The 22,358-nt window shown below is 65.3% G+C and carries 20 protein-coding genes; 12 read left to right on the forward strand and 8 right to left on the reverse strand.

Annotation, left to right across the window (positions count from 1 at the left end):
* Positions 1 to 55: 55 nt before the first annotated feature.
* Entirely contained in the window at positions 56 to 805 is a 750-nt protein-coding gene (locus PSET11_RS13305; protein WP_124092804.1) for an MIP/aquaporin family protein, read from the forward strand.
* 97 nt (positions 806 to 902) lie between these two features.
* On the forward strand, positions 903 to 2,417 hold the full coding sequence (glpK, locus tag PSET11_RS13310; protein ID WP_124092805.1) for a glycerol kinase GlpK: 1,515 nt from the start codon (positions 903 to 905) through the stop codon (positions 2,415 to 2,417).
* 66 nt (positions 2,418 to 2,483) lie between these two features.
* Here glpK and PSET11_RS13315 read toward each other — a convergent pair whose 3' ends face one another.
* Positions 2,484 to 3,182, reverse strand: a complete 699-nt coding sequence (locus PSET11_RS13315) for a cation efflux transmembrane domain-containing protein (RefSeq protein WP_124092806.1) — start codon at positions 3,180 to 3,182, stop codon at positions 2,484 to 2,486.
* The gene (locus tag PSET11_RS13320) at positions 3,179 to 3,505 is read right to left on the reverse strand and encodes an ArsR/SmtB family transcription factor (protein ID WP_124092807.1); all 327 of its coding nucleotides are present in this window, start codon (positions 3,503 to 3,505) and stop codon (positions 3,179 to 3,181) included. The genes PSET11_RS13315 and PSET11_RS13320 overlap by 4 nt, the downstream gene beginning before the upstream one ends.
* A 277-nt stretch (positions 3,506 to 3,782) precedes the next feature.
* On the opposite strand from PSET11_RS13320, the gene leuS reads away from it, so the two are divergent.
* From leuS to holA, 5 genes are all read left to right on the forward strand, one after another.
* Positions 3,783 to 6,308, forward strand: a complete 2,526-nt coding sequence (leuS, locus tag PSET11_RS13325; RefSeq protein ID WP_124093025.1) for a leucine--tRNA ligase — start codon at positions 3,783 to 3,785, stop codon at positions 6,306 to 6,308.
* 58 nt (positions 6,309 to 6,366) lie between these two features.
* The gene (locus PSET11_RS13330; protein WP_124092808.1) at positions 6,367 to 7,362 is read left to right on the forward strand and encodes a DegV family protein; all 996 of its coding nucleotides are present in this window, start codon (positions 6,367 to 6,369) and stop codon (positions 7,360 to 7,362) included.
* A 234-nt stretch (positions 7,363 to 7,596) separates the two neighbouring features.
* A complete protein-coding gene (locus tag PSET11_RS13335) occupies positions 7,597 to 8,340 on the forward strand; it encodes a ComEA family DNA-binding protein (RefSeq protein WP_238989155.1) in 744 nt (247 codons plus the stop codon).
* Positions 8,341 to 9,034: 694 nt separating this feature from the next.
* A complete protein-coding gene (locus PSET11_RS13340) occupies positions 9,035 to 10,468 on the forward strand; it encodes a ComEC/Rec2 family competence protein (protein WP_238989156.1) in 1,434 nt (477 codons plus the stop codon).
* The gene (gene holA, locus PSET11_RS13345; protein ID WP_124092810.1) at positions 10,378 to 11,394 is read left to right on the forward strand and encodes a DNA polymerase III subunit delta; all 1,017 of its coding nucleotides are present in this window, start codon (positions 10,378 to 10,380) and stop codon (positions 11,392 to 11,394) included. The genes PSET11_RS13340 and holA overlap by 91 nt, the downstream gene beginning before the upstream one ends.
* 259 nt (positions 11,395 to 11,653) lie before the next feature.
* Here holA and rpsT read toward each other — a convergent pair whose 3' ends face one another.
* The gene (gene rpsT / locus PSET11_RS13350) at positions 11,654 to 11,914 is read right to left on the reverse strand and encodes a 30S ribosomal protein S20 (RefSeq protein WP_124092811.1); all 261 of its coding nucleotides are present in this window, start codon (positions 11,912 to 11,914) and stop codon (positions 11,654 to 11,656) included.
* Between the two features lie 204 nt (positions 11,915 to 12,118).
* Positions 12,119 to 12,709, reverse strand: a complete 591-nt coding sequence (locus tag PSET11_RS13355; protein ID WP_124092812.1) for a type II toxin-antitoxin system PemK/MazF family toxin — start codon at positions 12,707 to 12,709, stop codon at positions 12,119 to 12,121.
* A 184-nt stretch (positions 12,710 to 12,893) separates the two neighbouring features.
* Here PSET11_RS13355 and lepA point away from each other — a divergent pair, with 184 nt between their 5' ends.
* A complete protein-coding gene (gene lepA, locus PSET11_RS13360) occupies positions 12,894 to 14,750 on the forward strand; it encodes a translation elongation factor 4 (protein ID WP_124092813.1) in 1,857 nt (618 codons plus the stop codon).
* A gap of 25 nt (positions 14,751 to 14,775) precedes the next feature.
* Positions 14,776 to 16,005: a radical SAM family heme chaperone HemW gene (hemW, locus tag PSET11_RS13365; protein ID WP_124092814.1), complete on the forward strand. Its 1,230-nt coding sequence runs from the start codon at positions 14,776 to 14,778 to the stop codon at positions 16,003 to 16,005.
* Here hemW and PSET11_RS13370 read toward each other — a convergent pair.
* From PSET11_RS13370 to PSET11_RS13380, 3 genes are all read right to left on the reverse strand, one after another.
* A complete protein-coding gene (locus tag PSET11_RS13370; RefSeq protein WP_124092815.1) occupies positions 16,002 to 16,520 on the reverse strand; it encodes a 2'-5' RNA ligase family protein in 519 nt (172 codons plus the stop codon). The genes hemW and PSET11_RS13370 overlap by 4 nt on opposite strands.
* A gap of 31 nt (positions 16,521 to 16,551) precedes the next feature.
* The gene (locus PSET11_RS13375; protein WP_124092816.1) at positions 16,552 to 16,971 is read right to left on the reverse strand and encodes a DUF4870 domain-containing protein; all 420 of its coding nucleotides are present in this window, start codon (positions 16,969 to 16,971) and stop codon (positions 16,552 to 16,554) included.
* A gap of 112 nt (positions 16,972 to 17,083) precedes the next feature.
* A complete protein-coding gene (locus PSET11_RS13380) occupies positions 17,084 to 17,932 on the reverse strand; it encodes a DUF3097 family protein (protein WP_124092817.1) in 849 nt (282 codons plus the stop codon).
* Positions 17,933 to 18,109: 177 nt separating this feature from the next.
* Here PSET11_RS13380 and hrcA point away from each other — a divergent pair, with 177 nt between their 5' ends.
* The 3 genes from hrcA (at position 18,110) to PSET11_RS13395 (ending at position 21,129) form a co-directional block, all read left to right on the forward strand.
* On the forward strand, positions 18,110 to 19,123 hold the full coding sequence (hrcA, locus tag PSET11_RS13385) for a heat-inducible transcriptional repressor HrcA (protein WP_124092818.1): 1,014 nt from the start codon (positions 18,110 to 18,112) through the stop codon (positions 19,121 to 19,123).
* Positions 19,124 to 19,222: 99 nt separating this feature from the next.
* Positions 19,223 to 20,350: a molecular chaperone DnaJ gene (gene dnaJ, locus PSET11_RS13390; RefSeq protein WP_124092819.1), complete on the forward strand. Its 1,128-nt coding sequence runs from the start codon at positions 19,223 to 19,225 to the stop codon at positions 20,348 to 20,350.
* A 2-nt stretch (positions 20,351 to 20,352) separates the two neighbouring features.
* The gene (locus PSET11_RS13395) at positions 20,353 to 21,129 is read left to right on the forward strand and encodes a 16S rRNA (uracil(1498)-N(3))-methyltransferase (RefSeq protein ID WP_124092820.1); all 777 of its coding nucleotides are present in this window, start codon (positions 20,353 to 20,355) and stop codon (positions 21,127 to 21,129) included.
* Between the two features lie 4 nt (positions 21,130 to 21,133).
* Here the strand turns inward: PSET11_RS13395 and PSET11_RS13400 are convergent, their stop codons facing one another.
* Positions 21,134 to 22,078: a GerMN domain-containing protein gene (locus tag PSET11_RS13400; RefSeq protein ID WP_124092821.1), complete on the reverse strand. Its 945-nt coding sequence runs from the start codon at positions 22,076 to 22,078 to the stop codon at positions 21,134 to 21,136.
* Between the last annotated feature and the right edge of the window lie 280 nt (positions 22,079 to 22,358).

Raw genomic sequence — 22,358 nt, forward strand, 5'->3', positions numbered from 1 at the left:
TCAACGGCTCCCCAACCAACGGGGAGTCGACAACTGAAAAAAGAAGGAGTCAAAGATGTCTCTTGGAATTGTGTTCCTGTCCGAAATGTTCGGCACAGCGATGCTGACCCTGTTGGGTTGCGGTGTCGTGGCCAACGTTGCCTTGAAGGGGACAAAAGGTAACAACGCTGGTTTCCTGATGGTCACCTGGGGCTGGGGCATTGCAGTTTTCGCCGGCGTCTACGTGGCAGCCAAGTCCGGTGCCCACCTGAACCCGGCCGTCACCTTCGGCCTGCTGGCCAACGGGTCCGCCACCTACGCCCCGGACGTGCCCATCACGTTCGCCTCCACCTTGACCTACCTGGGCGCCGAATTCCTGGGTGCCTTCCTCGGTGCGGTGGTCTGCTGGTTGGCGTACAAGCAGCACTTCGACGCAGAGCCGGAAGCAGGCAGCAAGCTGGGTGTCTTCTCCACCGGCCCCGCCATCCGCTCCAACCCCTGGAACCTGGCCACCGAGATCATCGGTACGTTCGTCCTGGTGTTCGTGATCCTCGCCTTCGGCGGAACTCCCTCGGGCCTCGGCCCGCTGGCCGTAGCCCTGCTGGTTGTCGGCGTCGGTGTCTCCCTGGGTGGGCCCACGGGCTACGCCATCAACCCGGCCCGTGACCTCGGGCCGCGTATTGCCCACGCACTGCTTCCCATCAAGGGCAAGGGCTCCAGCGACTGGAGCTACGCCTGGGTGCCCGTCGCTGGACCACTGATTGGTGGTGTCCTGGCCGGTCTCGTCGCCAAGGTCCTGCCCATCATCTTCGTGGCAGCAGCCTGACCGCTCCCTCATGGCGCCCCGGCGCCGCCGCACATTGTTGGTTGCCAGCAGCCGTTGAGCAGCACCAAACCTCGGACCACAAGACAAGGACGTCATCATGAACCAGTACGTAATCGCCATTGATCAGGGCACCACCAGCAGCCGGGCCATCATCTTCGATCACAGCGGCAGCATCGTCTCTTCCGGCCAGATGGAACACGAGCAGATTTTCCCGCAGGCCGGCTGGGTTGAGCACAACGCAACGGAAATCTGGGCAAATACCCGCGAGGTGATTGCCTCCGCCCTCTCCAAAGCGAACCTGACGCGGCACGATATTGCCGCCGTCGGCATCACCAACCAGCGCGAAACAGCGGTGGTGTGGGACAAGAACACCGGCGAACCCGTCTACAACGCGATTGTCTGGCAGGACACCCGGACCCAGGACATCGTGGACGAGCTCGCCAAGGATGGCGGCGCGGACCGGTTCAAGCAGAAGGTTGGCTTGCCCCTGGCCACCTACTTCTCCGGCACCAAGATCAAGTGGATCCTGGACAACGTTGAGGGTGCCCGCGCCAAAGCCGAAGCCGGCGACCTGGTCTTCGGCAACACCGACGCCTGGGTGCTGTGGAACCTGACCGGCGGAGTGGATGGCGGCGTGCACGTCACCGATGTCACCAATGCATCCCGCACCCTGTTCATGGATCTTGAGACCCTGTCATGGGACGAGGAAATCCTTGGCATCTTCGGGGTCCCGCTGAGCATGATGCCGGAAATCCGGTCCTCCTCGGAGGTCTACGGCCACGTGCACACCTCTCAGCTGCTGCGTGAAACTCCCGTTGCCGGCATCCTGGGTGACCAGCAGGCGGCAACGTTCGGCCAGGCAGCGTTCCAGGCTGGCGAAGCCAAGAACACCTACGGCACCGGCTGCTTCCTGATCTTCAACACCGGCGAAGAAATCGTGCACTCGAAGAACGGCCTGCTCACCACGGTTGGCTACAAGCTTGGCGATGCTGCCCCGCACTATGCCCTGGAAGGCTCCATTGCGGTCACCGGCTCGCTGATCCAGTGGTTGCGGGACAACTTGGGCATGATCAGCAGTGCGCCAGAGGTAGAAACGCTCGCTGCGTCGGTGAAGGACAACGGTGGCGTGTACATCGTGCCAGCCTTCTCCGGCCTGTTTGCGCCGTACTGGCGCTCCGACGCCCGCGGTGCGATCGTGGGCCTGACGCGCTTTGTGAACAAGAACCACATTGCCCGTGCTGCCCTGGAGTCCACGGCATTCCAGACCCGCGAGGTGTTGGACGCCGTCAACGCGGACTCCGGCGTGCCGCTTACCGAGTTGAAGGTCGACGGCGGAATGGTGGCCAACGACGCGCTCATGCAGTTCCAGGCAGACATCCTGGGCGTTCCCGTAATTCGTCCCAAGGTGGTGGAGACCACGGCGCTGGGCGCTGCTTACGCTGCGGGCCTCGCCGTCGGCTTCTGGAAGGACCTTGGTGAGCTCTCGGCCAACTGGTCTGAGGATAAGCGCTGGGAGCCGGCCATGGAGCAGGCGGAGCAGGATCGCCAGCTGCGGCTCTGGAAGAAGGCCGTCACCAAGTCCATGGACTGGGTGGACGACGACGTGAAGTAAGTCCGCCAACGAAATGGCTCCGGCCCATCACTGATGACGTGATGGGCCGGAGCCTTTTCGCTTTTCTCAGTCCGAGCAGCACCCAGCTTTTGAGTCTCCGGCGCAGCAGCCAGACTCCTGCGGGGCCACTCCCGGCGAAAGAGGCGTGCAGCACGAGTCGCCACGCCAGGCGTTGGTGCCCTCGCGGACCGCGAGGACGGCGATGACCAGGGCCGCCGCGGCATCTGCCCACCACCACCCCAGTGCGCTGTTGAGGAGGAGTCCAACCAGTAGCACCGCGGAAAGGTACGTGCACAGCAGGGTCTGTTTGGAGTCGGCCACCGCGGTCCGGGAGCCCAGTTCCTTGCCTGCGCGGCGTTGGAGCCATGACAGGCCGGGCATGATGGCCAGGCTCAGGGCGGCAATGACGATCCCGATCGTAGAGTGTTGGGCCTGCTCGCCTCCGACTAACGAGCGCACAGCGTCTGCGCTGACAATCACGGCAAGCGCAAAGAACGAGACGGCAATGATCCGCAGCGTCAGCCGTTCGCGCCGGGCTGGATCCTTGGCGGCGAACTGCCAGGAGAGTGCCACCGCCGAAGCAACTTCGATCAGCGAATCGAGTCCGAAGCCGAGCAAGGCCGACGAATCAGCAATGTCGCCTGCCCACAGGGCAGCCACTGCCTCGATCAGGTTGTACGCGATGGTGCCGGCAGCCAGGAAGCGGATCCGCCGGGTCAGGACCACGCGGCGATCTTCGGTGGGCAGCAGCAGATGCGTCGTCATGCCAGCAGCCGCCCGTCGGGAGCGCAGCAGTCGGGATCGACAGCCAGCACGACGCCGAGCAGATCGGTCAGTGCGTGGCCCAGCTTGGCGTCGGCCAACTCGTAACGGGTCCTGCGACCAGCGGGTACGGCCACCACCAGGCCGCAGCCGCGCAGGCAGCTGAGATGGTTGGACATGCTTTGCCGCGATACTGCCAAGGTCTCAGCCAAATCGGACGGGTAGGCGGCGCCCTGTGCCAGGGTCAGCAGCACGGTGGATCGGGTGGGGTCTGACAAGGCATAGCCGAGGCGGGCCAGCACGGCAGCATGCGTGAGCGTTTCCATGATTCGATAGTACATCCATCAATGAATTCAGGGAACGCTGAAGTCTCTTCGATGGTCGGCTCATCGCTGTGTGGGGACAGGTGCGCTAAAGTAGACGAATGCGCGCAATGCTCCTGCTTAGTCAGCCGCCGGGTCCCCGTTCCAACGGATAGCCCCGCGGCAGCCCCTCCCGTGTGAGGGGCTTTTGTGTGTCTGGGGTACCCCGGGCGCGCAGCAGGAGAAACCAAGGGCCGTGAAGGCCAGCGCAGAGGCCGTAGCAGAACAGAAGAGGGCAGCAGTGGGCGTTCAGCCGGAAATAGAGACCGGAGCATCAGTATCGGCAGCGGAGGCACCTGAGGAAGGTGCTTACAGCTTTGCGGCCATGGAGGCCCGGTGGCCAAAGGTGTGGGACGAGCTCCAGGTTTTCACGCCTGTTGATGATGGTTCCAAGGAACGCCGGTACGTCCTGGACATGTTCCCTTACCCGTCGGGTGACCTGCACATGGGTCATGCCGAAGCGTTTGCCATGGGCGATGTGGTCTCCCGCTACCTGCGTCAGCAGGGCTTTGACGTGTTGCACCCGATCGGTTGGGATTCCTTCGGCTTGCCGGCGGAAAACGCTGCGATCAAGCGCAACACCCACCCGAGCGAATGGACCTACGCCAACATCGAGACGCAGGCTGCGTCCTTCAAGCGCTACGCCATCTCCGCGGACTGGTCCCGCCGGCTGCACACGTCCGACCCCGGGTACTACCGCTGGACGCAGTGGCTCTTCAAGCGCTTCTACCAGCGCGGCCTTGCCTACCGCAAGAATTCCCCGGTGAACTGGTGCCCCAAGGACCAGACCGTCCTGGCCAACGAACAAGTGGTCAACGGCGCCTGCGAGCGCTGCGGAACCATCGTCACCAAGAAGTCCCTGAACCAGTGGTACTTCAAGATCACCGATTACGCGGACCGACTGCTCGATGACATGGACCAGCTCCGCGGGCACTGGCCCGAGCGGGTGCTGGCCATGCAGAAAAACTGGATCGGCCGCTCCGAAGGTGCCCATGTCACCTTCGTGATTGAGGCCGACGGCGACAAACCCGCCAAGGACGTCCCGGTCTTCACCACCCGCCCGGACACCCTCTACGGCGCAACATTCTTCGTGGTCGCGGCCGACGCGCCGATCGCCGTCGAGCTTGTCACTCCCGAGCACGCGGCTGCCCTGGACGATTACCGCGAGCAGGTCAAGGCACTGTCGGACATTGAGCGGCAGTCCACCGAGCGGGAGAAAACAGGCGTTTTCACCGGTCGGTATGCCATCAACCCGCTCACCGGCGAGAAGTTGCCGGTCTGGGCCGCCGACTATGTCTTGGCGGACTATGGCACCGGTGCCATCATGGCCGTTCCGGCGCACGATCAGCGTGACCTGGACTTTGCCCGGAAGTTCGGCCTGAACGTCCGCACCGTCCTCGACACCGGCGAAGAGGATCCGGCCGTGTCCGGCACGGCGACCGCTGGCGAGGGCACGCTGGTGAACTCTGGCGAGCTCGATGGATTGCCCAAGGCGGAGGCCATTCCAGCCGCCATTGCCATCCTGGAGCGGCAGGGCACCGGCGAAAAGTTCGTCAACTTCCGGCTGCGCGACTGGCTGCTCAGCCGGCAGCGCTTCTGGGGCGCGCCCATCCCCATTATCCACTGCCCGTCGTGTGGCGAGGTCCCGGTTCCCGATGACCAGTTGCCCGTGACGCTGCCCGAGAACCTGCGTGGCGAGGACTTGTCCCCGAAGGGCACCTCCCCGCTGGCCGCCGCCGAGGCCTGGGTCAATGTGGATTGCCCCACGTGCCACGGCCCGGCCAAACGCGACACGGACACCATGGATACGTTTGTGGATTCGTCCTGGTACTTCCTGCGCTTCGTTTCCCCCGACTACACCGAAGGTCCGTTCGACCCGGCCAAAGTAAACGACTGGATGCCGGTGGGCCAGTACGTGGGCGGCGTCGAGCACGCCATCCTGCACCTGCTCTATGCACGTTTCTTCACCAAGGTCATCCACGATCTGGGCCTGATCGAAGCCAACGAACCGTTCAGCGCACTGCTCAACCAGGGCCAGGTGCTCAACGGCGGCAAAGCCATGAGCAAGTCCCTGGGTAACGGCGTGGATCTTGGCGAGCAGCTCGACAAGTTCGGCGTGGACGCGGTCCGCCTGACCATGGTGTTCGCGTCCCCGCCCGAGGACGATGTGGACTGGGCCGACGTGTCCCCGTCCGGTTCGGCCAAGTTCCTGGCCCGCGCCTGGCGGTTGGCGCAGGACGTCAGCAGCGCAGCCGGTACGGATGCTGCTGCTGGCGACCGGGGGTTGCGTTCGGTGACGCACCGCACCATTTCTGATGCTGCCGACCTGCTGGACTCGAACAAGTTCAATGTGGTGGTCGCCAAGCTGATGGAACTGGTCAACGCCACCCGGAAGGCCATTGATACCGGGGCCGGCGGCTCAGATCCCGCCGTCCGCGAAGCCACCGAGGCCGTTGCCGTCATCCTCAGCCTCTTTGCCCCCTACACGGCTGAGGACATGTGGAACGTGCTGGGCCACCCCGCATCGGTGGCGAATGCAGGCTGGCCGAAGCACGATCCGTCGCTGCTGGTCCAGGACACCGTGACAGCTGTGGTTCAGGTCCAGGGCAAGGTCAGGGACCGCCTTGAGGTGTCGCCGGACGTCACCGAAGAGCAGTTGCGCGAGCTGGCCCTCGCCTCGGAGAACGTGCAACGGGCCTTGGACGGCCGCGACATCCGCACGGTGATCGTCAGGGCACCTAAACTGGTCAACATCGTTCCGGCCTGACCGGAGACCGGCCGCCAGCCTTGTGCTGGTGGCCGGTTCACCACACCTGGAGGTCCACGTGCCTGAGAGCGCAGCAGTGGCCTGGCCTTGGCTCCGGGCCCGACTGGCAGGCCTCCGACCCGCCCCACGCCTCGGCGTTCCGGCGGCCGATCAGCCCCAGGCGCGCACCGCCGTCGTGACCGATTCCGCCGCCGCGCTGCCAGCGGAATGGTTGGCCGCCCACAGCGGCGAAGGGGCGTTGACGGTCATTCCCATGCCCGTCATGGTGGGTGCTGATATCTACGGTGAGGGAGAGGATGACATCCTCGAGACCATTGCCGTGGCGTTGGCCTCCGGCGTCGCGGTGAAGACGTCTCGGCCTTCGCCCGGGCAGTTTGAGCAGGCGTTCCGCGCCGCGAAGGCCCGGGGGTACGACGCAGTGGTGTCCATCCACATGTCCGCTGAGCTTTCGGGAACGGCCGACGCCGCGCGCTTGGCTGCCAGCAAAGTGGACATTCCCGTGGACGTGGTTGACTCGCGGACCGTGGGGATGGCCCAGGGAATGGCAGTCCAGGCGGCCGTTGCTGCCGCTGCGCTGGGCGCTGACGCCGCCATGGTGGTTGCCAGCGCGTTGGGGCAGGCGGACCGCACCCGGGTGCTGTTCTACGTCCCCAGCCTGGAGCAGCTCCGACGCGGTGGCCGGATCGGCGCGGCGGCGTCGCTGGTGGGGACCATGCTGGCCATCAAGCCCCTGCTCGCGGTGGACGGTGGCAAAATCGTCCCCCTTGAGAAGGTGCGTTCGGCCGCCAAAGCGATTGCCAGGCTGGAGGAACTCGTAGCCGAGGAGGTGCGGCTGCATCCGGTGCCCATCCCACGGTTGGCGGTCCACCACTTCGGAAACTCGGCCGAAGCCGTCGCGCTGGCCGGCCGGCTGGCAGCGGACCTGCCCCAGTGCGAGCCCGCGCAGATCAGCTCGTTGCCGGCAGTCCTTGCTGCCCACGCCGGATTGGGTGTCCTGGCCGTCATTGTGGGGCACGACCTGCCGGACGAGATCGTCTCGGAGCTTTCCACATAGGACTAATGCCTGCTGGTGCTGGTCGCATCGATTTCCTAGCGTGGAGGCATGTCACGTCGGGAGAGTGCAGCAACGGGGCCACCCGGGCGGCACGCCTCCGCCCGGTTGCAGTCAGCTTTAGGACCTCCACCGCGGGGGCTCCTGGCAGGACCGTCGGCGGAGGCGTTCGAATTCCGATCGCCAGAGGCTGATGCCGATTTGCTCGGTGCGGCGGGGATTTGTGCCGAGGGTGCTGTGGGCCCGCGCACGCGCTGGCGGTTGAGTGTGCGGCTGGCGCTGCTGGTCGCTGCTTTTGCTGTGGCCGGTGGTGCGTGGTTTTGGTGGCAGGTGGCCACTGGGGCGCCCCAGGTGCTGCCGTTGGCTGCCACCAGCGGCCATCCAGGGTCTGATGGCTCGGGGCCCGGTGCTGGCCAGGATTCAGGTTCTGCGAGCGAGCCTCCTGAAACCTCGCCCAGTGCCTCGGCGTCGACTGCTGCGGGCGAAGTTTTAGTGCACGTGGTGGGTGGTGTGGTGCGGCCGGGTGTGGTGCGGTTGGCACCTGGCAGCCGGGTCGCGGATGCCCTTGCGGCTGCCGGCGGTGCCCAGGCGGGTGCCGATGCGGATCGGCTGAACCTCGCAGCCGTGGTGGTTGATGGGCAGAAGATCCGTGTACCACTAGTGGGGGAAGAGCTACCCACTGGCGCCGAAGGTGGCGATCCGCTGGCTGGCGCTTCACCACAGGATGCTGCGGACGGCTCGGGAGCGTCGGCTGCAGCGGGTTCGTTGGGCTCGTCGGGGCTGCCGATGGCCAAGGTTAACCTGAACACCGCCAGCGTTGAGCAGCTGGCCACCCTGCCCCGGGTAGGTCCTGTCCTGGCGCAGCGGATTGTTGCTTGGCGGAAAGAGCACGGTGCCTTCAAGAATCCTGCAGAACTGGATGCTGTTGATGGTGTGGGGCCCAAGATGCTGGAAACCCTGCTGCCGCTGGTGACGGTGTAGCGTGCGCCGGCATAGCCCGTGGCAGCGCTACGTCGACTCCGCGGTGCGAGGCGATGCCGCCTCGATGTCTGCCGGGCCAGGCGCTCCGCACCCTGGCGCCGAAGCGCAGGACGATGTGGATTCGCTACTTGCCGTCTGGGCGGGCAGGGGCTCGGCAAAGGCTCGCGCGCACGCAGCCGTGCGAGCTTGGCGCCCGCGTGTTCCGGTGTCTGCGAGTCAGGACAGGAGGGGCGGCGGCCGTGCGTTGGTTGCAGGGTGGGGGCAGTCTTGGCGGACAGGCTACCGCCGCGTCGTTGCTGGTGCGCAGCGGAGTATCAGGGAGGCAGCAGAAGCAGGGAGCACATCAACTGGCCAGGTGGCTGGAACTGAGCGGGCCCTGGAGGCGGGTCGCAGGCGTGCTGATCTCCGGCTGGTTTTTCCCACGGGGTGCGCGTGGGTTGCGGCCGTAGCTGGGCTTTGGCTCTCGCCGGTGACGTTAGCCGTCCTGGGGAGTCTACTTCTGATCGTGGCTGGCCTGCTGCTGTCCCGATCCCGGCGGCATGGTCGTCGTTTCGGGCGCAGTTTCCGGGCCACCTGTGCTATCTCCTGTGTACTGGCAGCGGTGGTGCTGGCGCACTCCGCGGTGGCCGCAAGCCAACGATCGGACGGCCCTCTTGCTGCGGCCATTCAGGGAGGGAAGGGGGTCGCCGCCGTGGTGGAAATAGCCAGTCCGCCCCGGGCGTTGACGCTTCCCGGCCTCGCTGGCACGGCAGAACGGTGGGCAGTGCCGGTCTGGACACAGGAAGTCAGTACCGGGGGAGTGCTCTTGCGAACCCGGGCCCAGTTGGTGGTCATTGGCAGTGGGGCCTGGGGCGCTGCAGTACCTGGGCAGGTGGTGCGCGCCACGGGAAAGTTACGGCCGCCGGACCTTGGTCGGCAGGAGGCTGGCAGCTTGGCTGCGTCATCGCCGCCGACGCAATATTCGTCTGGAGCGGTCCTGGAGGTGGCCGCCAAATACCTGCGCGGACAATATCTGGCCTCGTGCAGCTTCCTGGGACCAGATGTTGGCGGCCTGTTGCCGGGAATGGTGACCGGCGATACCAGCGCATTGGATGAGAGCCTGGCGCTGGCGATGAAAAACGTGGGCATGACCCACCTGACAGCCGTCTCCGGCGCGAATTGCAGCCTGGTTCTGGGCGCACTGTTGCTGTTGTGCCGGCGTCTCCGGTTGCGCAGGGTGGCCGCTGGCGGTGTGGCCTTGTGCGGGCTGGGACTCTTTGTGGTGCTCGTGGGTCCGGATGCCAGTGTGTTGAGGGCTGCCTTGATGGGCGCGGTGTCGGTCGCGGCTCTTGCCACCGGCAGGGCTGGCCGCGGGCTGAGTTTCCTGTGCGTGGCGGTCATGGGGCTTCTGCTCATTGATCCTGCCCTCGGTGCCAGCTTCGGCTTCCTGCTGTCCGTGCTGGCTACGCTGGGGATCATCGTGGTGGGCAGAGAAATCATTGATTGGGCCCCAGCCCAGATTCCGCTGTGGCTACGTGCAGGCGTTGCGGTCCCACTGTCGGCCCAGCTGCTGTGTGGTCCGATCATTGTCCTCTTGCAGGCTCAGTTCTCCACCTACTCGCTGCTTGCCAACGTCTTGGCGGCTCCGTTGGTCGCCCCGGTGACGTTGGTGGGAACACTCGCAGTCCCGCTTTCGGCCCTTGCGCCGTGGGTCGCTGGGCCCCTTATCGCGGTGGCGGGTGCGTTTTGTGCAGGAGTTGCCTGGGTAGCGAGGTTTGCCGCGGAGTTGCCGGGCGCATCCTTGCCCTGGGCGGAGGGCATCCCAGGGCTGGTGTCAATGGTGCTGCTGTCTGCACTGACCTTGGGGTTCGTATGGATGGTGAGCCACCCAGGCCGGACCCTTCGCTGGCTGTTCAGGTGCCATCGGCGGATTGAAGTCGCCCTCGAATCATGGGAGCGGAGCCGTGACGGTCAGCGGGGCCGTCCTCGTGGCTTGGCCGAGTGGCCCCGACATGGCAGGCTGGAAGACTCCACAAGTCACTCCGAGAGGACACCCCCATGGCCGCTGCGCCGAAACGCGCAACCCGTTCCTCGGCGTCGAACGCGGCCAACTGGCGGGACGCCAGCCCGGCGTCGATCGTCCTGGTAAGCGGCCCCGAAGAATACCTGGGAATCCGCGCCATGGACTCGATCCGGGCCCAGGTCCGGGCGGCGTCCCCCGACGTGGAACTCAGCCGCATGAACGCGGCGGCCTATGAGCCGGGCATGCTGCTCATGCAAGTCAGCCCGTCGCTATTCGGCGAAAGTAAGCTCATCGAGGTTGAGTCCGTGGAGGCCATGAACGACGCCTTCCTCACCGACGCCTTGGCGTATGTGAGCCGTCCCGAGTCAGATGCCGTCCTGGTCCTCCGGCACAGCGGCGGAAACCGCGGCAAGAAACTCCTCGACGCCATCAAGAAGGCCAACTGGCCAGTGGTGGATTGTCAGCCGCTGAAGAAAGACGCCGACAAGGCAGCTTTTGTGGTCTCCGAGTTCCGCGCAGGCGGACGCCGCATTGAGCAGGACGCTGTGCAGGCGCTCGTCAACGCCGTCGGTGCCAGCCTCTCCGAGTTGGCGGCTGCCTGCAACCAGCTGATTGCCGACGCCGACACCACCGTGAGCGCCGAAACCGTCGACAGGTACTACGGCGGCCGGATCGAGGCTACCGCCTTCAAGGTTGCCGACGCTGCCATGGCTGGAAACGGGCCGCTGGCCCTCTCCACGCTTCGGCACGCTCTGGCCACCGGCGCGGATCCGGTGCCCCTTGTCGCGGCGTTGGCAGCGAAGCTGCGCACCGTGGCCCGCGTCGCCGGCTCCACCGGGAGTTCGGCTCAGATCGCCAGCGAGCTCGGCATGCAGCCCTGGCTGGTTGAACAGGCACAACGCGATGTTCGCCGCTGGACTCCGGACGGCCTGGTGCGCTCCATCCAGGCCACAGCTGAGGCTGATGCGCAGGTCAAGGGCCTGTCCCGGGACCCTGTCTACGCCGTCGAGCACGCAGTCACCGTTATCGCCATGTCCGTCCAGGGCCGCTGATCGCCCCGGAGCTTGTCCAGGGCCGCTGCTCCGACCCAAGGATCCGCCAGCCCCAAGGATTCGTGCGGGCTCGAATCCTAAGCTTGTTCGCAGATCAGAACCTTCAAGGCTCGGATCTGCGAACAAGCTTAGGAATAGTGCGTTCGGGCCCAGGACGGGCGTGCGTTCCAGCTGAGGACTGACGCACTTTCGGCTTAAAGCGGTGTGGCCAGCACCTTTCGGCACTGGCCACAACCATCAGTTCAGGGAACTGGAAACCTTACAGCGCGTTGACCTTCTTGGAGATGGCCGACTTGCGGTTTGCTGCGTTGTTCTTGTGCAGAACACCCTTGCTGACGGCCTTGTCCAGCTTGCGGCTGGCGGTGGCCAGGGCAGCAGTTGCTGCATCCTTGTTGGTGGACTCAACGGCGGTGTTGACGGCGCGGATGGCCGTCTTCAGCTCGGACTTGACTGCGTTGTTGCGCAGGCGTGCCTTCTCGTTGGTAAGGATGCGCTTCTTCTGGGACTTGATATTCGCCACGTGTGAACTCTCTTTTTAATGCGGAAATGGTCTAGAGGGCTTTCAGATTGGCCATCGACTGAGCGGCGTGGGGATACCTATGGCGACCAACCATCTGTGGCCGTCGACCTGCACGGACACACAGCTATAAAGAGTAGCAGGTCAGCACTGCGACTGGCCATTTCAGTACTGCCGCTGAGGTCGTGTCGCCGATGTGGCCGGCAGCTACTTCCAGCCGTGCCGTTGCCGCAGGACCGCTGCGACCTGGTCAAAGCGAGCACGGTCCAAGACTGCACCCTCACGCCGGATACTGTCCGGGCGGAGCTGCAGGACGCGGTCCAGCAACACCTCGCTGGGCCTGCCCTGACGGTCCCACGGCCCGGTGCCAACATCAACATAGGAGCCATTGGTGCTGGCGGCGGGGACATGATCCTTGCTGGTCAGCATCAGGCCCAGCAGAGTGGAGCCGGTGCTGCCGATCAGGAGTACCGGACGGTCCTTGCCCTGGCTATGGTCCTCCTCGTAAGGCACCCACGCCCAGACGATCTCGCCGGGATCGGGGTTGCCGTCCGGAGCAGGCGCGTAGTGGATTGTGCCGGTGCCACGGAAATCCCCTGGATAGCTGCTGCCGGCGGCGGATGCGGCGGGGCCGGACTGTGGGCGCGGGCTCGACTGTGGGCGCGGCCCCGATCCAGCGTTCCTGGGCCGCGAAGGAGCGGACTGACGGGTGGGCGTGGATTGTGAGCTGCTGGCCTTCTGGAAGATCTCGATGCCCATCCGGACAGCCTTGAGCACAGCATTGAAATTGATTGCCATGGACGCAACCTTAGCGCCAGGGTTGTCGCGGGACCGTAGGCCAGGGCCACCCAGCCGTCAAAGAATGCCAAATCCCGGCCCCGGACGTGGGACACTGGAAGTTGAAGATGGCGGTACTCCGGCCCGTGCGTCCAGGACGCGTGCCCACCCACCGCCACGTCCATGCCAACAGTAAGGACCCTGCGTGTCTCCCATGGCCCGCACCGCCCCGGTGCCCGCCGCGACAGATCCGGCTATTATTCGGAACTTCTGCATCATCGCGCACATCGACCACGGTAAATCTACGCTTGCTGACCGCATGCTGCAGTACACGGGCGTGGTGAAGTCCCGCGACATGAAGGCCCAGTACCTGGACCGGATGGATATTGAGCGCGAGCGAGGTATCACCATCAAGTCCCAGGCCGTCCGGATGCCGTGGGAACGCGACGGCGTCAGCTACGCCCTGAACATGATCGACACCCCGGGCCACGTGGACTTCACCTACGAAGTGTCCCGATCGCTCGCTGCCTGCGAAGGTGCGGTCCTGTTGGTGGACGCAGCCCAAGGCATTGAAGCGCAGACCCTGGCCAACCTGTACCTGGCCATGGAGAACAACCTCACCATCATCCCTGTGCTCAACAAGATCGACCTGCCTGCTGCGCAGCCGGAAAAGTATGCTGCGGAACTTGCCAACCTGATCGGTGGAAACCCCGAGGACGTCCTCCGCGTTTCCGGCAAGACCGGTGCCGGCGTCGAAGACCTGCTGGACAAGATCGTCCATGATCTGCCTGCCCCTGTGGGCGATCCGAACGCCCCTGCCCGGGCCATGATTTTCGACTCGGTGTACGACACCTACCGTGGCGTGGTCACCTATGTTCGGGTGGTGGACGGCAAACTCAACCCGCGTGAGCGCATCCAGATGATGTCCACCCGCGCCACCCACGAACTCCTTGAGATTGGCGTCAGCTCCCCGGAGCCCACCCCTTCCAAGGGACTGGGCGTCGGTGAGGTGGGCTACCTCATCACCGGCGTGAAGGACGTCCGCCAGTCAAAGGTGGGCGACACTGTCACCAACCTGGCCAAGCCGGCGTCGCAATCGCTGCCCGGCTATGCCGACGCGAAGCCGATGGTCTTCTCCGGCCTCTACCCGCTGGACGGCGCCGATTACCCGGTGCTCCGCGATGCGCTCGAGAAGCTCATGCTCAACGATGCCGCCTTGGTGTACGAACCGGAGACGTCCGCCGCGTTGGGCTTCGGCTTCCGCGTCGGCTTCCTGGGTCTGCTGCACCTGGAGATCACCCGGGAACGCCTGGAGCGCGAATACAATTTGGCGCTCATCTCCACTGCCCCCAACGTGGAGTATGAGGTGACCCTGGAGGACAAGAAGATCGTCCAGGTGACCAACCCCAGCGAATACCCCACGGGCAAGGTCGCCGAAGTGCGCGAGCCCATGGTGTCTGCCACCATCCTGGCGCCGAACGAATTCGTGGGGGCCATCATGGAACTGTGCCAGGGCCGCCGCGGCGTGCTCGGTGGCATGGACTACCTCTCCGAGGACAGGGTGGAGATCCGTTACCGCCTGCCACTGGCGGAAATCGTCTTCGACTTCTTCGACATCCTCAAGTCCAAGACCCGCGGCTACGGCTCGCTGGACTGGAAGGCCGACGGCGAACAGGCGGCAGACTTGGTCAAGGTTGACATCATGCTCCAAGGCGAACAGGTGGACGCCTTCAGTGCCATCACTCACCGGGACAAGGCCTATGCCTACGGCGTCATGATGACCGGAAAGCTCCGTGAGCTTATTCCGCGCCAGCAGTTCGAAGTGCCCATCCAGGCCGCCATCGGCTCGCGGATCATTGCCCGGGAGAGCATCCGCGCCATCCGCAAGGACGTTCTGGCCAAGTGCTACGGCGGTGACATCACCCGTAAGCGCAAGCTGCTGGAGAAGCAGAAAGAGGGCAAGAAGCGGATGAAGATGGTGGGCACCGTTGAAGTGCCGCAGGAAGCGTTCATCGCGGCCCTGACCACCGACGAATCGAAGGACAAGGCCAAGAAGAAGTGACCACTGCGGTGCGGGGGACGCGCTGATGCCCAGCGTTCTTCCCCTTGGCGACCCGGCGCCGTCGGACGGTCTGTTGCCTGCCCAGGCTGCGGAGGGTGCGGCGGACCGGGCGTTTGGCCTGTATGTCCACATCCCGTTTTGCGCCGTTCGCTGCGGTTACTGCGACTTCAACACCTACACGGCCACGGAGTTGGGCGGCGGCGCCTCCCAGGACGCCTACGCGGCCACCGCAGCCAGCGAAGTTGAGTTCGCGGCGGCCGCCCTGGACGCATCGGGACTGCCGCCGCGCCCCCTCAGCACGGTGTTTTTCGGCGGCGGGACGCCCACGTTGTTGCCTGCCGAAGATCTTGCACTGATCCTGAGCGCCGCCGTCGACCGATGGGGAATTGTCCCGGGCGCGGAGATCACCACCGAGGCGAACCCGGACTCCGTCACGCCGGAATCGTTGGCCGTGCTCAAAGCAGCCGGTTTCACGCGGGTCTCCTTCGGCATGCAGTCAGCCGTGCCGCATGTCCTCAAAGTGTTGGACCGGACCCACAGCCCTGCCCGGGTCCCCGAGGTGGTGCGGTGGGCGCGTGACGCCGGCCTGGCCGTCAGCCTGGACCTGATCTACGGGACGCCCGGCGAATCCATGGCTGACTGGCGAACCTCGCTGGAGACGGCGCTCTCCTACGAAGCGGACCACATCAGCGCCTACGCCCTGATTGTGGAGGACGGCACCAAGCTGGCCGCGCAGATTCGCCGCGGCCAGGTGCCGGGAATCGACGACGACGACCACGCGGCAAAGTACGAACTCGCCGACCAGCTGATCACCGCAGCCGGGCTCGGCTGGTACGAGGTCAGCAATTGGGCGCGAACCCCGGAGCAAGCGTGCCAGCACAACCTCGCCTACTGGCAGGGTGACGATTGGTGGGGGATCGGTCCCGGCGCCCACTCGCATGTGGGTGGGGTCCGCTGGTGGAACGTCAAGCACCCCACCGCGTACGCTGGCCGACTGGCCCAAAGCGCGTCGCCGGCCGCTGGCAGGGAGACGCTCGATACGGAAACCCGGAACGTGGAGCGGGTCATGCTGACGGCACGGCTCAACACCGGACTCGACATTGCCTCGCTGGGGCCTGCGGGCCGGCATCAGGTAGCCGGGTTGATTGCCGACTCTTTGGTGGAACCGACGGCCGCTTTCAAGGGCACGTTGATCCTCACGCTCAAGGGCAGGCTGCTGGCTGACGCCGTGGTGCGCAGGATCCTGCCCGACTAACGAGGCTGGGTCGCAGGACCAACCAAGGACTTGGTGGTTTTGCTGGTGCTGTCCCAGAGCCGGGCATCCGTGCAATGCACAGGTGTGGCGGTAGAGAGCAACTCCAGCGCCGGCGTCACTTGGGCTCCCGTGATTTTGCTGGCCAGGGTAACGTGCGGCGTCCACGCGTCAGGCCTGGTCAGTGGCGTGGCCCCTGCCAACACCCGGTGCAGCCCCGCATGCAAATCCAAAAGGGCCCTGGTCACCACCACGAGTCGCACCAGGACAAAGGTTCCCTTGTGCCCCGGAAACAGGGTCAAGCCGGCGAAATCGACCTCGAGTGGGAGCGACTTCCAGGGGTCTGCACCCGCAGGATCGAGGGCCAGGTCATTTCCAGCCGCCAGGGTGATGTGCGGGCGGTTGCTGGCGGAGGTGTGGTGGGCCAGGCTGGGCAGTCCAGCCGCCGCCAGAAGGTCCCAGTCTGCCCTGATCCGCGCTTCGGCCTCTGGATCGAACGTCAACTCGACGCTGCGCACGGTCCCGCTTCCAGGGTGGGGACGAGCCTGGTTACTTGATCCAGCGCAGGTTGAACGGGTAGCGGTAGGGCTGGCCGCGGTTGACGCGGACACCGGCAACCACCGAATAGCAGGTCAGGGCGATCCAGATGAGCGTGGCCACCACGGCAAAGATGTTGCCGACCACCGGAATGAAAACCAGGATGTTGGCGATGATCGCGGCAACAGTGGGCGGCAGACTGAAGTTCAGGGCTTCCTTGGATTCCTGGGCGGTAAACGGCCCGCGCTCCTTGAAGATGAGATAGATCAGCAGTGACGGGATGAAGCCGAGGATTCCCCCGAAGTGCGCCATGGTGGCCCACTGGCGGTCCTCGCTGGCCGTCAGTGGCAGCGCGTTGGCTGGGACGCCGTGGTATTCGGAGCCGCCTTGGCCATTCTGCGGGTCCCGCGACTCGCGCGCATTCTCTGCCACTGTGATGATCCTTTAGGTGCAATGGTGCCGGTTCAGGCCGGATGGCCGGCCGCCGGGCATGGTGGGTGCTGCAGTAATCAGCCTACTGGTTCTTGGCTTCAGCGCCCGGTTTTCACGGGACCGTGAGGAAATCGATAACTTCCTCAACCCGCCCCAGCAGTGATGCTTCCAGATCGGCATAGGTGCGGACCGCACCCAGCAGCTTCTGCCAGCCCAGGCCAATGTCCTCCTTCGTTTCGTGCGGCCAGCCGAATGCTGTCAGGATGCCAGTCTTCCAATCCTGTCCGCGGGGAACCGCCGGCCACTTCTCGATGCCCAGCACTGCGGGTCGGATCGCCTGCCAGACGTCCACGTAAGGGTGGCCCACAATCAGGACGTTTCCGGCGGCGCCGGGGGAGCGCATGACTTCCTCGGCAATCCGGGATTCCTTGGACTGGGGAACCAAGTGGTCAACCAGGATGCCCAACCGGCGCCCCGGCCCCGGTTCAAAGTTTGCTACCGCACCGGCCAGGTCATCAATGCCATGGAGGGGTTCGACGACGATGCCCTCCACGCGCAGGTCATCTCCCCACACCTTTTCCACCAGTTCGGCGTCGTGCTTGCCTTCGACCCAGATGCGGCTGGCTTTGGCGACGGCGGCCCGTTGGCCGGTGACGCGGACAGAACCCGACGCGGTCCGTGCGCCAGCTGCGTCCCGGGCTGGCCGTGCCGCCGGCGGCAGGAGCTTGATGGCCTGACCTTCCAGGAGGAAACCGAAGCCCAACCGGAACGACCGGGACTTGCCGCGCCGATCCTCCAGCGCCACCACGTGCATGCCGCCAGACTTCTCCACCCGCGTCACGGCACCCACCCAGCCGGACTGGACTTCCTCCAAGACCATGCCGCGCTGCACGGGAACCTCAGGCAGTTCGGTGCGGACAGGCGCTGAGATCTGGCCCGGCCCCCAGTTCTGGTATTCCATTGCGTCTGTCCACCTCGTGATAGGTCTGCAGCCCGGAATTTCGCCCGGAGCGGTACCAATGCTAACAACGGGGCAAGCCGTAATAGACTGGTTGGCACTGGGGCATGTCGAGTGCTAACTGGTGGGGTGGCTGGAAGCCAGTGGCAACCACCTTGGAATCGTGGAGGAGGTGGACAATTGAGCGAGCCGCGCAAGCTTGAAGTACTGCGTGCCATCGTGGAGGATTACGTCCACTCCCGCGAGCCCGTCGGCTCCAAGGCGTTGGTGGAACGGCACCATCTGGGTGTCTCCAGCGCCACGATCCGCAATGACATGGCGGCGTTGGAAGAAGAAGGCCTCATAGCCGCACCACATACCAGCGCGGGCCGGATACCCACAGACAAGGGCTACCGCCTGTTCGTGGATCAGATCTCGGCCGTCAAGCCGCTGTCCGCCGCCGAACGCCGTGCCATCCAGTCCCTCCTGGAAGGATCCGACGACGTTGACGACGTCCTGGACCGCACGGTCAGGATGCTTTCACAACTGACCAACCAGGTGGCAGTGGTCCAGTACCCGCACCTGAGCCGCGCACTCATCCGACATATCGAGTTTGTTTTGCTGGCACCCCGGAAAGTCCTCGTGGTCCTCATTGCCAACAGCGGCAAGGTGGAACAACGGGTCATCGACGTCGGTGTGGACCTGGCGGACGACGCCTTGGCCGACCTCCGCACCCGGTTCCTCGGTGCCCTTGCCGGGATGCCGCTGGGCCAGCTCAACAAAACTGTGCCCGCCGTCGTCGCGATGGTGGCGCCGCCACTCCGACAGGCAGCGCATGCACTGGCGCAAGGGCTGGAGGTCCTGGGCCAGAGCAGCCGCGAGGAGCGGATGGTCATGGCGGGCACTGCTAACCTGGCCCGGTCCACTGTGGACTTCCCACTGAGCATCGGACCCGTCCTCGAAGCGCTCGAGGAACAGGTGGTGATGCTCCGTTTGCTGAGCGAGATGGCTGATGACCACCGCGGTGTCGCCGTCAGCATCGGCCGCGAAAACCCGTACGACGGCTTGGCTGAGGCCTCCGTCGTCGCTACCGGGTACGGGCCGGACAGCGTCGCAAAGATTGGCGTCCTGGGACCCACCCGGATGGACTACCCCACCACCATGGCCGCCGTCAGGGCGGTGGCCAGATACCTGTCCAGGATCCTCGGACCCTGACGCTTTCGCCCGCCCAGCCGTCTGGGCAGGCCACCTGGCAGTGCCGGAGCTGAGCCTCCAGCAGCAGAACTGCAGTACAAGAAGGAAGAGAAACGAATTTTGAGCAGCCACTACGACGTCCTGGGAGTCTCATCGGAGGCCACGGGCGAAGAGATCAAGAAGGCCTACCGCAAGTTGGCCCGGACCCTGCACCCCGACGTCAACCCCAGCGATGACGCCTCGGATCGGTTCAAGGCTGTCACGCATGCCTACGAGGTGCTCTCAGATCCGCAGAAGCGGCGCGTGTATGACACCACCGGTAACGAGAACGGTACCGACAATGGCTTCGGTGGCGGCGGCTACTCGGGCCAAGGCTTCGCGTTCCAGGACATCTTCGAGACGTTCTTCGGCGCCGGCGGCAGCTCCGGCCCCGCATCGCGGGTCCGTCGCGGCCAGGACGCCCTCATCAGCGTCCGCATCGACCTTAAAGACGCCGTCTTTGGCGTCAACCGGAAGCTTGAGGTGGATACTGCTGTCACGTGTCCCACCTGCGAGGGTTCCTGCTGCCAGCCGGGCTCACACCCGGAGCGCTGCGACATCTGTGGCGGCAGCGGGCAGGTCCAACGGGCTGTCCGGTCCATCCTGGGACAGGTCATGACGGCAGCCCCCTGCGGCAGCTGTGAAGGCTTCGGCACCGTGGTCAAGGACCCTTGCAACGAGTGCAACGGCCAGGGCCGGATCCGCAGCCGCCGTTCACTGACCATCAAGGTTCCGGCCGGCGTGGCAACGGGCACCCGCATCCAGCTGTCCGGCCAGGGCGAAGCTGGCCCCGCAGGTGGTCCGTCCGGTGACCTTTACGTGGAAATCCGCGTCAACAACGACGCCACCTACGTCCGCGACGGCGATGACCTGCACGCCACGCTCAACATCCCCATGACGGCAGCCGCACTGGGGACAGACGTCAGCCTGGAGACCTTCGACGGCAGCCAGGATATCGACGTTAAGCCGGGCACCCAGTCCGGGGAGATCATCACCCTGCGCGGCCTGGGCGTCACGCACCTGCGCGGCTACGGTCGTGGCGATCTCAAGGTCCACCTGCAGGTGGACACGCCGGTCAAGCTGGACTCCGCCCAGGAGGAACTCCTGCGGCAACTCGCCAAGCTGCGCGGAGAGCAGATCACCGACGGAAAACTCGCTGCCAGCGGCGGCATGTTCGCCAAGCTGCGCGATCGGCTCGGTAACCTGTAGGCGTGAGCAACCCCGTCTTCTTCACCGCCCCCGGATCGCTGGACCACCTCCACCCCGGCGGCCGGTTCCTGCTGGAGGGTCCCGAGGCGCGGCATGCGGTGGCGGTCAAACGTCTGGGCGCCGGCGAGGCCGTTGACATTGTCGACGGTGCCGGTGTCCGCCTGGTGGGTACTGTGGCGAACGCCTCCGCGGCCGGCCTCGACGTTGAGTGTGTGAGCCTCGAACGGGAAACGCCGCCGGCCATCCGCCTGGTCCTGGTCCAGGCCCTCGCCAAGGGCGACCGCGATGAACTGGCCATCGAGACGGCCACGGAGCTTGGAATTGACGCCGTGATCCCTTGGCAGTCGGAGCGGTCAATCGTCCGATGGAAGGGAGACCGGGCCGCGAAGGCGCACGCCAAGTGGCAATCCACCGTTGCCGCGGCCGCCAAGCAGGCGCGCCGGGCGTGGGTCCCCGAGGTGCGGCCCGCCGTCGACACCGCCGCCCTGGCAGCCACCGTAGGCACGGCCGACCTGGCCGTCATCCTGCACGAGAACGCCGTCACGCCGTTGCGTTCGGTCCTGGCGCGGTGGGCGGAGAAGCACGACGGCGACCGGGAAGTTTTGCTGATCGTCGGCCCCGAGGGCGGCATCAGCCCCCGCGAGGTGACGCGACTGTGCGATCAGGGCGCCGTGACGGCGTTGCTGGGGCACCACGTCCTCCGGTCCTCCACGGCGGGACCCGCCGCTGTCGTGCTTGCCAGCGACGTGTTGGGCCGTTGGACCGTTCCAGCGCCGTAAAGCCCTACTTCACCGAGAAGAAGCGAGTTTCCTCGTTCCGGTCCACTTGATCGTCGGGACCCAATTGGGCGATTTTAGCCTCGTATTCGCCAACCGGGAGGGTCAGGGACAGGCTGAAGAGTCCTGCACCGCCCGTGTCCGCGGCAGCCGTGGTCTCGCCGGTCAGGAATGCCGAGGTGGTGCCGTTGGTGGCTGTCCGCAGGATCTGCCAGCGGAGTTTGCCGCCCGCAACGGTGCTTCGGCCGGTGATCTTGACGCTGCCGGGAGCCAAATCGACGTTCTCCTGCGGGTCGATAATCCACACGGGTGCTGACAGTCCCGGCATTCGGGTCATCAGGGCACCGAGCTGTACCTGGCCAAAGGCCATGTAGTCCGTGTGGCCGTCCACCAGGATCCGGACCCTGATCTGTTGGCCGCTGTCGATCAGGCCCGAACTGGCCGCCGCCGCTGTGGCCGTGTACACGAGCTGCTGGACGGCCCGCAGGGCAGTGTCCGCATCGAGGTTGGAGTTGAAGGCATCCTCGGAAAGGTCGACAGTGATGGTGTCCTTGCCCGAAATGGACGTCGCCAGCTTGCTCGGGTTCTGCCACGGCGTGAAGAAGTCGGCGTCCAGCGGTTTGTCGGCCATCATGGCGCGCAAGGCCCTGGTGACAGGGTTTTCCTGTTCCGGGACGTCCCTGAATTCGCGGTAGAGGAATACACCATTGCCTGTGCGGCCCAGCCAGTACACGGGTGCCTTATTGGAAGACTGGGTGGTCTCCAACGGCGAGCTGGTAGCGGGGACGCTGGCGCTGAGGGAGGGGGCGGTCAACAGGCTGGCCGACGACTCCGGCGTGGTGTTGGCGATGCAGCCGGTCAGAGCCGGGGCCACCACAAGACCCGCGAGGACAAGCGCCCAGAACCGGGCAGCAGGTCGTCCAGCCCGGTGGGGCGCAACAAACTCCGGCACCTTGCCAAACCTTTCGTCGGTGGTGGTGGGCCGATCCCCGGGCGGCCTGCTGTCTCTGCTCCCAGCACACGCTGGCTCTCCAGCATTACACAGGCGCCTGGCCGGTCCCGACCCAGAACGGGCCTCCGGGTGAAATGCAACGGGAACGATATAAGGCCGAGATGAAGTTGCAACGTTGCCCCGGGAATAGCACCTTGGAGCAGGCCAAGGGCCCGCCACGAGCGGTGGGCTGCTGGCGTAAGATGGATAGACAGGCCAGGGCGGTCTTTCGAACAACCGC

Source organism: Arthrobacter ulcerisalmonis (assembly GCF_900609065.1).
In the GTDB taxonomy this organism is placed as follows: Bacteria; Actinomycetota; Actinomycetes; order Actinomycetales; family Micrococcaceae; genus Arthrobacter; species Arthrobacter ulcerisalmonis.